This window comes from Salegentibacter salarius, assembly GCF_900168265.1.
Classification (GTDB): Bacteria; Bacteroidota; Bacteroidia; order Flavobacteriales; family Flavobacteriaceae; genus Salegentibacter; species Salegentibacter salarius.
Window position 1 is genome coordinate 17936 of sequence record NZ_FVZF01000006.1, and the last position, 12786, is coordinate 30721.

A 12786-nucleotide genomic window follows, 5' to 3' on the forward strand; every position below is an offset into this window, starting at 1 on the left:
GAAATTGCTTAGCTTTGCGAAGCTACGTGAAATTTGGTAGGTTTTAAATTGAAACAGGTATTTTGAAAAGCGAAAGAATCATTTTAGGAATTGATCCCGGTACCACGATTATGGGCTTCGGACTTATAAAAGTGGAAAATAAGCAGATGAAATTTATGCAGCTAAACGAGTTGCAGCTTAGTAAATACAGCGATCCTTACGTTAAACTTAAATTGATTTTTGAACGTACTATAGAGTTGATAGATACTTATCACCCCGATGAAATTGCGATTGAAGCCCCGTTTTTTGGTAAAAACGTACAATCTATGCTTAAGCTGGGAAGGGCACAGGGCGTGGCGATGGCCGCAGGACTTTCAAGAGAAATACCAATTACTGAATATTTACCCAAGAAAATTAAAATGGCAATCACCGGTAATGGAAATGCCAGTAAAGAGCAGGTGGCAAAAATGCTGCAAAGTTTGCTTGGTTTGAAATCATTGCCAAAGAATCTCGACTCAACCGATGGGCTCGCAGCTGCGGTTTGTCATTTTTACAATTCAGGTAGAACCGAAGTCGGTAAAAGTTATTCCGGTTGGGCTGCTTTTGTAAAGCAAAATAGCCCCCCAGCCCCCAAAGGGGGAGTTAGCTCAGTAAATTTACGAGGAAAGAAAAACAAGAAATAGTCTACGATCCTCTAGAGATTATTATTAATAATTAAGAATAGGTTGTGATAGAAAGTCCTATACAGAGTGAAGATGAAAACTCCTCCCCATTGGGGAGGCGGGGAGGGGCTGCTGGTATTTACATTCACATTCCTTTCTGTAAGCAGGCTTGTCACTATTGTGATTTTCATTTCTCTACCTCTTTAAAAAAGAAAGGTAAACTTGTGGAAATGTTATGTAAAGAATTAGTGCTTCGGAAAAATGAGCTCAATTCTCCTAAAATCAAGACGATCTATTTTGGCGGCGGAACTCCCAGTTTGTTAGAAGCAGAGGAACTTCAGCAAATTTTTGAGACCATTTACTCGAATTATAAGATTGCCGAAAATCCTGAAATTACCCTGGAAGCAAATCCCGACGATCTAACCGAAGAAAAGTTGAAAATGCTGAAGGCTTCTAAAATAAACCGCTTGAGTATTGGGGTGCAATCTTTTTTTGAAGAAGATCTTAAATTGATGAATCGCGCGCATAACTCAGAGGAAGCTTTAAAAAGCATAAAACTGGCTAGATCATATTTCGATAATATTTCTATAGATCTTATCTACGGCATTCCGGGAATGAGTTTAGAACAATGGCAGCGAAATGTAGAAATTTCGTTAGAACTTGGTGTGCCGCATATTTCCAGTTATGCGCTTACCGTAGAACCAAATACCGCGCTTCAGAAATTTATTGAAAGAGGGAAAATAAAACCGGTAGATGATGAAGCTGCTAAACTTCATTTCGAAATTTTGGTGGAAACCCTTACTAATAATGGTTTTGAGCATTACGAATTCTCGAACTTTGGCAAGCCGGGCTATTTTTCAGAAAATAATACCGCTTATTGGCTGGGAAAATCTTATTTGGGTATTGGACCTGCCGCACATTCTTACGATGGGAATTCCCGAAAATGGAATATTTCGAATAATCCTTTATATATAAAAGCCTTGGAAAATAATAAGATTCCGCAGGAAACGGAAGATTTATCGCTTTCAGATAAGTACAACGAATATGTGATGACCCGGCTGCGGACAAAATTTGGGGTAGAGCTTGCTGAGATTTCCGGGAAATTTGGAGAAGATTATAAAAATCACTTTTTGGAGCTTGCTAAGCCATTGCAAAAGGAAGATTTACTTCAGGAGAAAAATGGGATCATTCATATTACTTCCAAAGGAAAATTTTTAAGTGATGGTATTGCTGCAGATTTGTTTTTCCTGGATTAATAAATATCGAAATTAAAGTCAAAAATCGTAAATTTGAGTTATGGCTATAGATCTTCAAAACAAGAAAATAGAATTAATTCAATGGTTATCCACTCTGGATAATGAAATCATTATAGATAAATTAATGAAATTAAGAGAGAGTGAGAAGGCTGATTGGTGGAATGAAATAACTGAAGAAGAAAAAAAATCTATAGAGAAAGGAATTGAAGATGCTGATTCCGGAAACTTAACACCTCAATCTGAAGTTAGAAAACTCTATGAAAAATGGTTATAAGATCTTTTGGACTATTCACGCCCTTTCTGAACTTGAAGAAACAATAGCTTATTTAGAAGAAAACTGGACCGCACAGGAATTAGAAAAATTCGCCAAAGAACTTGATCATACGCTAGAATTAATATCTAAAAACCCCAAGATATTTCAAATTTCATTTAAAAGAAAAAATATTCGAAGAGCTGTGGTTGCAAAGTTCAACAGCCTCTATTATAGAATACAAAATGATTCTATTGAGATATTATCTTTCTTTTCAAACAGGCAGGATCCTTCCAAAATTAAAATCGATTAGATTTTATGCGAACCACTATTAATTTTAAAGCTAAAGATTATATTGTTGATCTCTCCAAACCCCTGGATATTTCTATTGGTCTACGAGGTGATGCTAAAAATCCGGTGGCGTGGTATTTAGATGCTCCTAAAATTAATCCGGTGAAAGACGGAGACTTTATTGGGAAAGTATCAGAAGGATCTTCGGTTAATTTTAACAATATTCAGTTTAATCCGCACGCTCACGGTACGCATACCGAATGCGTGGGGCATATTTCCAGGGAATTTTATAGCATCAATCAAACGCTGAAAACCTTCTTCTTTTTTTCTAAATTGATTTCAGTAGAACCTGAAACAAGAGGAGAGGATAAAGTGATTTCCGAAGCAATTTTAAAAGAAAAATTAAAGCCTAAAGATACTGAAGCTTTAATTATTCGAACGCTGCCTAACTTCAGGGAAAAGCAAACTAAAAAGTATTCGCATACCAATTGGCCTTATCTTAGTGAAGAAGCCGCTGTTTTTCTTAGAAATTCAGGTGTAAAGCATTTACTTATAGATTTACCTTCGGTAGATAAGGAAAAGGATGGCGGGAAGTTATTGGCGCATAAAGCCTTTTGGAATTACCCAAAAAATACCCGGTTTGAGGCTACAATAACCGAATTGATTTATGTTCCTAACTCTATAGAGGATGGAGATTACTTGCTCAATCTTCAAATTGCATCCTTTGAAAACGATGCCAGCCCTTCAAAACCTGTTTTATATAAATTCTTATGAAAATAACCCTCGCACTTGAAGAACTCCCAATGTTACTATTGGGAATCTTCGTTTTTAGCCGGTTAGACTTTGCCTGGTGGTGGTTTTTAGTCTTATTTTTTACACCAGATTTTGGAATGTTGGGGTATATCTTCAATAATAAAACAGGAGCTTTTATTTATAATCTTTTTCATCATAAAGGCCTTGCGCTTTTAATATGGTTCCTGGGATTTTATCTGCAAAGTGAAGTATTTCAATTAATAGGTGTAATTTTGTTTTCACACGCGGCTTTTGATCGTATTTTAGGCTACGGGCTTAAGTATGAAAAAGGCTTCAAGTTCACTCATTTGGGAGAAATAGGAAATTAATATGGAATTTTTATTTATCGGATTGGCCGTGGGAGCCGTCGTGGCTTATTTTATTTTCGCCAGGTTTAATAAGGAGAAATCAAAGCTTAAAACAAACGAGCAGTCGTTGGTGATTATGGATAAAATAAGGAGTGTTTGTAAATTTATAACCGTTGAAGGCGATTTTTCTGAAGTCTATCATTACGAGAATTTAAAGGAAAAATATCTGAGTTTACTTCTGGGGAAGAAAAAGGCTATTGTTTTGGTTAATGCCAAAGCGCACGTAGGTTTTGATCTTAGTAAAGTGAGAATGAATAGCGAAAATGAAAAGAGAACCATTGTGCTTACCAATTTTCCGCAGCCCGAATTGCTTACTGTAGAAACCGATTTTAAATATTACGATAAGCGCGAAGGATGGGCAAATCCGTTCACTACTTCTGATCTTACCGATATTAACCGTGATGCAAAAAACTATATAGTTGACAAAATTCCGCAAAGCGGACTTCTAGATCAGGCGAGAAAAGAAGCGCTGGATACTATTTTGTTGATGGAAAAAATAGTGGAAACCATAGGCTGGAAACTCGATTATACCGCACTGACTTTAGAAGATAGAAATCAGAAGAAAATTGAGAAATAGACGGTGACGTCATCCTGAACTCGTCACTTCGAGCGGAGTCGAGAAGTCAGGATCTAGCATATTGATTATTAGATAGATTTCCGCCTGCGCGGAAATGACACAAGTTTATTATGGACATCGAAACTTTTAGATACTACTGCATTAGCAAAAAAGGCGTAACCGAGGAACTTCCTTTTGGTCCAGATACCCTGGTTTTTAAAGTTATGGGCAAAATGTTTGCTTTGGCCGGGCTTGATGCAATTCCACTTAGTGTAAATTTAAAATGTGATCCTGAAAAAGCCATAATTTTACGGGATGAATACGAGAATAATATTTTGCCCGGTTACCATATGAATAAACAACATTGGAATACCGTAATCCTGGATGGTCACTTAAAGCCCGACTTTATTTTTCAATTAGTAGACGATTCTTACAATTTGGTGAAAGCAGGATTAACTAAAAAGCAACAACAAGAACTTAAAGATTTAGATGAATAACCCATTAGGATTTTATACAAAGCAGAAAGAAATACATCAGCAAGAACTGGCCAAAATTTCTAAAAAATTACTGATTTCCAGTTTAATCAGGCTTTTCATTTTTCTCATAATATGTTTCGTGATTTATTATTTCTTCGGAAATATGAATGTGATCGTACCCGTAATTTTTGGTGGAATTGCACTTTTTTTATTCCTGGTTTCCAGGCACAGCAATCTTAAAGATAAGAGCGATAAGCAAAAGGAAATTATCAAGCTGAACGAACTGGAAATTGATATTTTAAAAACCCGGAATTTTCAGGAATTACCCGAAGGCATTGAATTTGAAAATCCCACACATCCTTACAGTCAGGATATCGACTTATTTGGGCGGGGCTCTTTTTTTCAATATTCCAACCGAACCGCGCTTTATGAAGGTGCCAAAAAACTGGCGGACATTTTTACTGAAAATAGTATAGAGAATATTCCGCAGAAACAGGAAGCCGTTAAAGAACTGGCAACAAAAGCAGAATGGAGACAGGAATTTACTGCATTGGCCAGATTGGTAAAAACTGAAACGCCGTCTAAAACCGTAATTAAATGGTTTAAGAATTATAAGAATTTTGTTCCGAATTATATTAAGTGGTTACCCACTGTCTTTTCGGTGATTTCTATTTTAGTGATCGCGGGTTACGCCTTTGATTACTTAAAAGGAATTCACCTTTTTCTATGGTTTTTAGCCGGCTTACTTTTTACAGGAATATACCTGAAGAAGATCAATTTACTTTCAGGTAGTGTGAGTAAGATTCAGGATACTTTTCATCAATATCATTTGCTGTTGGAACTTCTTGAAAAAGAAGATTTTTCTTCAGAAATTTTAAAGAAAAATCAGTCGCTTATTCATTCAGAAAAGAAAAAAGCTTCTGCTATTTTTAAAGAATTTTCTAAAGCAATTGACGCTTTAGACCAGCGGAATAATATAATTTTGGCCATTTTTGGGAATGGTTTTTTGCTATGGGATCTTCGACAGAGTTATAAATTAGAAAAATGGATTTCAGCTTACCGCCAACACGTAAAGAACTGGTTTGAGGTAATTGAATTTACTGATGCTTATAATTCCCTGGGGAATTTTGTTTTTAACCATCCAAACTATGTTTTTCCTGAAATTATAAACGAAAAAAGAGGTATTTCAGCTACAAAATTGGCACATCCGCTTTTAGATCCTAAAAAGAGGATTGCTAACGATTTTACGATTGGAGACGAAGAATTCTTTATTATTACCGGCGCGAATATGGCCGGGAAAAGTACTTTTTTGAGAACGGTTTCCCTTCAAATTCTAATGAGTAATATTGGGCTTCCGGTTTGTGCTGAAGCTTGCAAGTATTCGCCAATTAAACTCATTACCAGTATGCGCACCAGCGATTCGTTAAGTGACGACGAATCTTACTTCTTTTCAGAATTAAAGCGCTTAAAGTTTATCGTGGACGAAATTAAAACCGATCGATATTTTATTATTCTTGATGAAATTTTGAAAGGAACCAATAGTAGCGATAAAGCTATAGGTTCTAAAAAGTTTATCAGGAAATTGGTGAACTCTAATTCAACCGGAATCATCGCTACGCACGATCTGAGTTTATGCGAAATTACTTCAGAATTAAGTCAGGTGAAAAACCATTATTTTGATGCGGAGATTATCAATGATGAGCTGCATTTTGATTATAAATTTAAAGACGGAATTTGCCAGAATATGAATGCGTCTTTTCTTCTCCGAAAAATGGAGATTGTAGATGATTAAATAGTAGAATTAAAGATTTTGGAACCTCTTCTAAGCTTTAGTTGAGATTATATGAAATGTCTTATTTTCGTCAAGCTGAACTTGTTTCATCTTCTAACATGATCTTATCAACGTATTAGATCCTGAAACAAGTTCAGAATGACGCGATTGAAAACTTTATTACTATCTAACTTTTCTTTTCGAAAAGTAGAAGTTACAAATCGGTAAAGAAAGGAAATCATAAATGGATTCATTAACACAAATAGTATTAGGCGCAGCGGTTGGCGAAGCAGTTCTCCGCAAAAAAGTGGGGAACAAAGCCATGCTTTACGGAGCCATTGCGGGTACAATTCCAGATCTGGATACTTTTGCCAGCGCTTTTACCGATACTATTACCGCTATTGAAATTCATCGTGGCTTTACACACTCAATCGTATTTTCCATACTTTTTGCACCTGTTTTTGGTTGGCTCATTTCCAAGATTGAAAAGAAATCTATCGCTACCTGGCAAAACTGGTCGTGGTTGATGTTTTGGGGCTTTTTTACACATCCACTGCTAGACTCTCATACAACCTGGGGAACACAACTATTCTGGCCTTTAGAAGTGCGTTTGGCGTATAAGAATATTTTTGTGATAGATCCTTTATACACTTTGCCATTTTTGGTGTTTTTAATCCTCGCGATGCGACAGGAACGAAGAACTAAAAAAAGGAGAAAACTAAATAATCTTGGCCTCTTAATAAGTAGCATTTATTTGTTGGTTATTACCCCGGCATTAAAACTTTACACGTTTGATAAATTTACTGAAGCTTTAGAGGATCAGGATATTGCCTATTATAAAATTGAAACCAAACCGTCCCCGCTAAATGCTGTTTTATGGTCGGCTAATGTGGAGGTTGATGATGCATATTTAATTGGAAATTATTCAATTTTTGATACACAACCAATAGAGTTTATAGAACATCCTAAAAACCATCATTTGCTAGGAGACTGGATTGAGAGACGAAATGTAAAACGGCTTATTGATATTTCGGAGGGGTGGTATACCATTTCAGAAAGAGATGGAGAAATTTATTTTAATGATCTTCGTTTTGGAACTTTAAGTCCAATAGCCAGGGTAGATGCCGACTTTGCATTCAGCTATAAACTGATCGAGGAAAATGGTGAAATTAAAGCCATAGAAACTGAAAAAACCCGAGGGGATGCAAAGGAACTTTTGTCGCAGTTGGGGAATAGGGTTTTGGGTAATTAAGAGATTTATATTTTCTGTCACAAAGCCACAAATTCACTAATTCTTTTAGAAAAAATACTAGAGGGTATGGTTTTGTTTCACTCCGCTGGAGCTCGTCGGAATTTTGAGCATTTTTTTCTATAAACATACCGCCCCTGCGGAGCTTTTGAATTCCTCATAAACCTTATCAACTAAGTTATGAGCCTCATAGAGACGTAATATTTATAGAAGGTTTTTAGGCATTAATGTATTAAGCTCCATCGGAGTGAAATATTTCAAGGGCTTATTTATAGAAATTCGTGTATTCGTGGCTAATTTAAATGCTTTTTTCTAATCATTTTTCCAATTCGTCCTCAGAAATAACCTCTCCTTTCTCTGACTGACTTATACCATTTTCTACTTTTTCAATAAAGATCAGGCGTTCTACCAACTCATCAATAGAAAATGTCTCTGGTAGTTTTTCAATTTCTTCCTTTAATTTACTTTTTGTAAGCATTTTTTTTCATCAATTTGAATCCAATAACAAGATACAATTTTAAACTGAGTTTAAATTTAAAGAGAGGATCTACCGAATAAAAAATATTCCTGTATTCGTGGCAAGCCAAATTCCATATAAACTTCTTCAGAAACCTTATCTTTATCAAAACTTCAATTTTTCTATGAAACAAATACTTACTCTTACCCTCGCTTTTTTATGTATCTCTTTTTTATCTGCCCAGAAAGCTTCAGAAAATTTAAAAACTATTATTCAGGAAATAGATGATCATAAATCCTACGATCGCGAAGAATTTCCTTTGGGATTATTTACAGAGAATTATTATAAAGAAGAATCAGAATTTGCTGAAAAACAATTGAAGCAACTCCAGGAAATAAAGTCCGATTCTTTAAGTGAAACCGAACAGATTTCGCTGGAAATGCTAAAGTTTAAGCTTCAGGAAACCATAGATCACTATGAGTATGAAGCCTATTTGAATCCTTTGCTTTCTGATTCTGGTTTTCATTTAAGCCTGGCTTACCAGGTGCGTGATTTAAATAATTATGCACAGGTGAAAGCTTATTTAAATAAACTGAATGCGATTCCCACTTATGTAGATCAGCATTTCGCTTTATTGCGTGAAGGTTTACAGAAAGGAAATACCCAGCCACGAATAATTTTTGAAGGTTATGAATCTACTTATAACGACCAGATCGTGGAAGATCCAAAAGAAAGCTATTTCTATGAACCTTTTGAAAATCTACCAGGGATACTTTCCGAAGCGCAAAAGGATTCGGTTTTAACGGCTGCAGAAAATGCGATTGCCAATAATGTGATTCCGCAGTTTATAAGAATTAAAGAATTTTTTGAAACCGAATATTTGCCAGGAACCCGAACAAGTTTAGGGGTTTCCGAAATTCCGAACGGTCGTGAATATTATCAAAATCGCTTGGATTATTATACCACTTTAGACCTGAGTGCAGAAGAAATTCACCAGATTGGTTTAGAAGAAGTAGCGCGGATTAATTCAGAAATGAAGAAGATTATCGCCGAGGTTGAATTTGACGGGAGTTTCGAGGAATTTATCCATTATTTAAGAACCGATGAGCAGTTTTATGCAAAAACCGGGAAAGAATTATTAAAGGAAGCCCGCGACATCGCCAAGCGAATTGATGCTAAACTTCCGGCATATTTTAAAACCTTACCAAGAAAACCTTATGGAGTGACTAAAGTGCCTGATGCTATCGCTCCAAAGTATACGACGGGACGTTATATCGGCGCTTCAAATGAAACCCAGCCGGGCTATTATTGGGTGAATACTTATAATTTATCTAATCGTCCGCTATATGTTTTACCTTCTTTAACTGCCCACGAAGCGGTGCCGGGACATCATTTGCAGAATGCGCTGAATGCCGAGTTGGGCGACAGTATTCCAAAATTCCGAAGAAATATGTACTTATCGGCTTACGGTGAAGGCTGGGGTTTGTATTCTGAGTTCTTAGCTGAAGATATGGGAATTTATACCACGCCTTATGAGCTGTTTGGTAAACTTACCTATGAGCAATGGCGTGCTTGCCGGTTAGTTATCGATACAGGAATTCACGCAATGGGTTGGAGCAGGGAAGAAGCGGTAGCATACTTCGAGAAGAATACCGCGCTTTCTATGCATAATATCAATACAGAAGTAGATCGTTATATTTCCTGGCCGGGCCAGGCGGTGTCGTATAAGATTGGAGAAATCAAAATCAGGGAATTACGAAAAAAGGCTGAAGAAGCCCTTGGTTCAGATTTCAATATTCGGGATTTCCACGAAGTGATTTTAGAGCAGGGGGTGGTTACGCTGCCGATTTTAGAAGAAAGGGTGAATGCTTTTATTGAAAGTAATAACGATTGATAGGGTACTAAAAATTAAATAAAAAACCTCTTCCATCTAATATCGAAGAGGTTTTTTATTTTTAATCAGTTTTTCTAATTCTCTTTGTCGGTTAATTCTACGATTGGTTTTTCCTTATTGTTATAAGTAATTTGAACATTTACCTTTTTTGATCTTCAACCAATTTCCGAGCTTTTTGTGGCTCAATTGTTTTTCCCTTGTAATAAAAGATTGCGTCATCCGCTAATAGTTTTTGAAAACTTGGTGGCGCTGGAGGTGCAGGGGGAGTTTCAGGAGCCGGTGGAGGTGGCGGAAGAATTTCAAATCTTATTTTTTCAGCTTTCTTTCTTTGCGCTGCGGTCATTAAACTTCTTATATACATAATTCTATTGGCGTGTTCCTGAGTCATTTTAAAGTCTTCTTCAGGAATAGAATTATAATGTTTAACCAGCCTGTTGTGTTCTGAAATCATTTCAGGAGTGGCTTTTTCCTGATCTTTATTGTTAGTAGTACAGGTAGCCACACTTCCTTTCAATTTATTTTCAGCCATTAGTTGAATTAGGTCTTTTAAAATAGTCGGTGAAGAATTTTCGACAACTTCAACATGGTATGAAGTAAAACTATTCTCTTTTATGTGCTTATTCAATTCTTCTATGGTAATTTTATTCTCGTGCAGCAGGAGTTGCCCGATCCTATCTACTTCAAGAATAAGAGTGGTGGAATTTAGATCATTTTCTACTTTTTCCTTATTAATGAAGCTAAAAAATAGAATAGAAATTAAAGGCAAGATCAATAGACTTTTTACTAAAATGGTTGATTTCGATGTTTGTGTTTTCATAACTGTAAAACGTTTTTTGATTGATGAATAATTAATAGGATTTACAAAATCACTATGTAAATGTCCCGATGAAAATGATAATAATGTGGTTTGATATTCGGCTTTCTGAATTCCTTTTTTAAGCACCTCGCGGTCGGCCAGGAACTCGTGGTTGAGTTTGATAAAATCTTTTAAGAAAAATATAAGCGGATTTATCCAGAAAATAATCTGCAGAAATTCTACGAAAAGAATATCTAAACTGTGTTTTTGATTAGCGTGTGCTTCTTCATGAATAATTACTTCTTTTGGAATTTGTTTCTGCTCATACTTCTTTTTGTTTAGAAAGATATAGTTCAAAAAAGTATGCGGATCAATTTCCTCTTGCAGCAATATTCGCAAGAAACCTTTCTTCTTCACCTTGGGATTTTTTCTAACCTTTAGTAATAATTCTCTTAGATTTCTTATGAATTTTATACTGAAGAAAATCACTCCCAATGCATAGATGGTCCAAAGAATGAACGGCAGGTAATCCATAAAGGATAGATCTTCTGCTATTGAGGTTTTCTTGGAAGATTTAAGCAATGCAGGGTCAATATTTTGAGAAGTAGGATCAATATAGGTAGTAATGGTAATAAGCGGGATTCCAATAGATGCTATTACCGCAACGAGTAAGTAAAAACGTTTAAACGTATGCATGTCTTCTTTCTCAAGAAGCAACTTGTAAAAAAGAAGTAAAGTGGCCAGGATTGTCACAGATTTTAAAATATACCATTCCATAACTACTTATTTTTTATTTCGTTATCTATTAACTTCTTTAAATCCTCCAATTCTTCTTTGGTTAAATTGGTCTCTTTGGTGAAAAATGAAGCAAACTGGGAAGCAGAATCATTGAAAAAATTCTTAATAATTCCATTAAACTGCTTAGAGAAGTAGTCTTTCTTTTTTACCAGCGGGAAATATTCCCTGGATCGGCCATATTGTTTATAGTCCACAAAACTTTTGTCCTGCATCCTTTTTAAGAGTGTGGCAATAGTTGTAGGTGCGGGTTTAGGTTCCGGATAGGCTTCTATAAGGTCTTTCATAAAAGCCTTTTCCTGTTTCCAGAGGATTTGCATTAATTGTTCTTCAGATTTTGAAAGACTCATTTTCTACAAGTTTAGATTATTCTCTACAAATGTAGAATAATTATTTAATTCTACAAACATAGAATTAAATAATTTTGCCTTAAGCAGCTGAGTACTATTGAAATGTTGTTTTCAAAAAGAGGAATGGAATTGGAAAATGAAGATTATTTAACTAGTGATTAGGATAACTACGAAATTGCGAAATGCCTAAACAAGTAATTTCTTCTTTAATACCTATCTTCGCGACTTCAAAAATCAATAATGAATTTAGAAAAAGAATTAAGGGAACGCAGCGATAGTACCTGCGAACTTTGCAGTGCTACAGATAATTTACAGGTTTATAGCCTTGAGAATTTCCCGGGAGAAGTTACCGATGGAAGCTTTATGGCTTGCCAGGTTTGCACCGAACAACTGGAAGATTTTGATAAAGTTGAGGTAAATCACTGGCGTTGTTTAAACGATAGTATGTGGAGCACGGTTCCTGCTGTTCAGGTAACGGCTTTCCAAATGCTGACAAAACTAAAAGCCGAAGGCTGGCCTCAGGATTTACTTGATATGATGTATATGGAAGACGAGCTGAAAACTTTTGCTAAATCCAAGTTGGTTTCCGAAGAAAATACTACGCCGGAAGTCACTCATAAAGATAGCAAGGGTGCAGTAATCGAAGCCGGTGACACCGTGGTGCTTACTAAAGATTTAAATGTAAAAGGCAGTAGTTTAACCGCTAAACGCGGAACGGCTGTGCGCCGGGTTTCTCTGGTTCACGATAATGCAGAACAAATTGAGGGAAAGGTAGAAGGACAGCAAATTGTTATTTTAACCAAGTTTGTAAAGAAAGTATAAGTTGAATTTTTAGAACAGCTAT

The 12786-nt window shown here is 35.9% G+C and carries 15 protein-coding genes; 12 read left to right on the forward strand and 3 right to left on the reverse strand.

The annotated features are described in order from the left end of the window. Positions 1 to 62 precede the first annotated feature (62 nt). From ruvC to B5440_RS05075, 10 genes are all read left to right on the forward strand, one after another. Positions 63 to 662: a crossover junction endodeoxyribonuclease RuvC gene (gene ruvC / locus B5440_RS05030; protein ID WP_070055097.1), complete on the forward strand. Its 600-nt coding sequence runs from the start codon at positions 63 to 65 to the stop codon at positions 660 to 662. Between the two features lie 89 nt (positions 663 to 751). After that, the gene (hemW, locus tag B5440_RS05035) at positions 752 to 1897 is read left to right on the forward strand and encodes a radical SAM family heme chaperone HemW (protein ID WP_070055115.1); all 1146 of its coding nucleotides are present in this window, start codon (positions 752 to 754) and stop codon (positions 1895 to 1897) included. A gap of 40 nt (positions 1898 to 1937) precedes the next feature. Continuing rightward, entirely contained in the window at positions 1938 to 2171 is a 234-nt protein-coding gene (locus B5440_RS05040; protein ID WP_070055096.1) for a hypothetical protein, read from the forward strand. Then, positions 2155 to 2460 (forward strand): type II toxin-antitoxin system RelE/ParE family toxin, encoded by a 306-nt coding sequence (locus B5440_RS05045; RefSeq protein WP_070055095.1) that lies wholly within the window; start codon positions 2155 to 2157, stop codon positions 2458 to 2460. Before B5440_RS05040 ends, B5440_RS05045 begins: the two co-directional genes overlap by 17 nt. 5 nt (positions 2461 to 2465) lie before the next feature. Next, on the forward strand, positions 2466 to 3212 hold the full coding sequence (locus B5440_RS05050; RefSeq protein WP_070055094.1) for a cyclase family protein: 747 nt from the start codon (positions 2466 to 2468) through the stop codon (positions 3210 to 3212). Further along, positions 3209 to 3559 carry a DUF4260 domain-containing protein gene (locus B5440_RS05055; protein WP_070055093.1) on the forward strand — a complete coding sequence of 117 codons (351 nt, stop codon included), beginning with the start codon at positions 3209 to 3211 and terminating at the stop codon, positions 3557 to 3559. The genes B5440_RS05050 and B5440_RS05055 overlap by 4 nt, the downstream gene beginning before the upstream one ends. Position 3560: 1 nt before the next feature. Continuing rightward, on the forward strand, positions 3561 to 4175 hold the full coding sequence (locus B5440_RS05060; protein WP_070055092.1) for a DUF4230 domain-containing protein: 615 nt from the start codon (positions 3561 to 3563) through the stop codon (positions 4173 to 4175). Between the two features lie 110 nt (positions 4176 to 4285). After that, positions 4286 to 4651 (forward strand): MmcQ/YjbR family DNA-binding protein, encoded by a 366-nt coding sequence (locus tag B5440_RS05065; protein ID WP_070055091.1) that lies wholly within the window; start codon positions 4286 to 4288, stop codon positions 4649 to 4651. After that, complete coding sequence (locus B5440_RS05070; RefSeq protein WP_070055090.1) at positions 4644 to 6422, forward strand: MutS-related protein; 1779 nt, start codon at positions 4644 to 4646, stop codon at positions 6420 to 6422. The genes B5440_RS05065 and B5440_RS05070 overlap by 8 nt, the downstream gene beginning before the upstream one ends. 223 nt (positions 6423 to 6645) lie before the next feature. Continuing rightward, positions 6646 to 7653: a metal-dependent hydrolase gene (locus B5440_RS05075; RefSeq protein WP_070055089.1), complete on the forward strand. Its 1008-nt coding sequence runs from the start codon at positions 6646 to 6648 to the stop codon at positions 7651 to 7653. Between the two features lie 313 nt (positions 7654 to 7966). Here B5440_RS05075 and B5440_RS15595 read toward each other — a convergent pair whose 3' ends face one another. After that, on the reverse strand, positions 7967 to 8128 hold the full coding sequence (locus B5440_RS15595; protein ID WP_176728220.1) for a hypothetical protein: 162 nt from the start codon (positions 8126 to 8128) through the stop codon (positions 7967 to 7969). 163 nt (positions 8129 to 8291) lie between these two features. Between B5440_RS15595 and B5440_RS05080 the strand changes: the two genes are divergently transcribed. Continuing rightward, positions 8292 to 10001, forward strand: coding sequence for a DUF885 domain-containing protein (locus B5440_RS05080; protein WP_070055088.1), 1710 nt, complete (start codon positions 8292 to 8294; stop codon positions 9999 to 10001). A 139-nt stretch (positions 10002 to 10140) separates the two neighbouring features. On the opposite strand, the gene B5440_RS05085 is transcribed toward B5440_RS05080, so the two are convergent. Continuing rightward, positions 10141 to 11574 (reverse strand): M56 family metallopeptidase, encoded by a 1434-nt coding sequence (locus tag B5440_RS05085; protein ID WP_070055087.1) that lies wholly within the window; start codon positions 11572 to 11574, stop codon positions 10141 to 10143. A 2-nt stretch (positions 11575 to 11576) separates the two neighbouring features. Continuing rightward, positions 11577 to 11942 (reverse strand): BlaI/MecI/CopY family transcriptional regulator, encoded by a 366-nt coding sequence (locus tag B5440_RS05090; protein WP_057482121.1) that lies wholly within the window; start codon positions 11940 to 11942, stop codon positions 11577 to 11579. Positions 11943 to 12182: 240 nt separating this feature from the next. Between B5440_RS05090 and B5440_RS05095 the strand changes: the two genes are divergently transcribed. After that, positions 12183 to 12764 carry a PhnA domain-containing protein gene (locus B5440_RS05095; protein WP_070055086.1) on the forward strand — a complete coding sequence of 194 codons (582 nt, stop codon included), beginning with the start codon at positions 12183 to 12185 and terminating at the stop codon, positions 12762 to 12764. Positions 12765 to 12786 lie beyond the last annotated feature (22 nt).

Bases quoted from the DNA above. Each gene is read 5' to 3' on its own strand.
- B5440_RS05085 (WP_070055087.1), bottom strand. From the start codon at position 11,574: ATGGAATGGTATATTTTAAAATCTGTGACAATCCTGGCCACTTTACTT.
- B5440_RS05075 (WP_070055089.1), top strand. From the start codon at position 6,646: ATGGATTCATTAACACAAATAGTATTAGGCGCAGCGGTTGGCGAAGCA.
- B5440_RS05045 (WP_070055095.1), top strand. From the start codon at position 2,155: ATGAAAAATGGTTATAAGATCTTTTGGACTATTCACGCCCTTTCTGAA.
- B5440_RS05070 (WP_070055090.1), top strand. From the start codon at position 4,644: ATGAATAACCCATTAGGATTTTATACAAAGCAGAAAGAAATACATCAG.
- B5440_RS05050 (WP_070055094.1), top strand. From the start codon at position 2,466: ATGCGAACCACTATTAATTTTAAAGCTAAAGATTATATTGTTGATCTC.
- B5440_RS05040 (WP_070055096.1), top strand. From the start codon at position 1,938: ATGGCTATAGATCTTCAAAACAAGAAAATAGAATTAATTCAATGGTTA.
- B5440_RS05065 (WP_070055091.1), top strand. From the start codon at position 4,286: ATGGACATCGAAACTTTTAGATACTACTGCATTAGCAAAAAAGGCGTA.
- B5440_RS05060 (WP_070055092.1), top strand. From the start codon at position 3,561: ATGGAATTTTTATTTATCGGATTGGCCGTGGGAGCCGTCGTGGCTTAT.
- B5440_RS15595 (WP_176728220.1), bottom strand. From the start codon at position 8,128: ATGCTTACAAAAAGTAAATTAAAGGAAGAAATTGAAAAACTACCAGAG.
- B5440_RS05055 (WP_070055093.1), top strand. From the start codon at position 3,209: ATGAAAATAACCCTCGCACTTGAAGAACTCCCAATGTTACTATTGGGA.
- B5440_RS05090 (WP_057482121.1), bottom strand. From the start codon at position 11,942: ATGAGTCTTTCAAAATCTGAAGAACAATTAATGCAAATCCTCTGGAAA.
- B5440_RS05080 (WP_070055088.1), top strand. From the start codon at position 8,292: ATGAAACAAATACTTACTCTTACCCTCGCTTTTTTATGTATCTCTTTT.
- B5440_RS05095 (WP_070055086.1), top strand. From the start codon at position 12,183: ATGAATTTAGAAAAAGAATTAAGGGAACGCAGCGATAGTACCTGCGAA.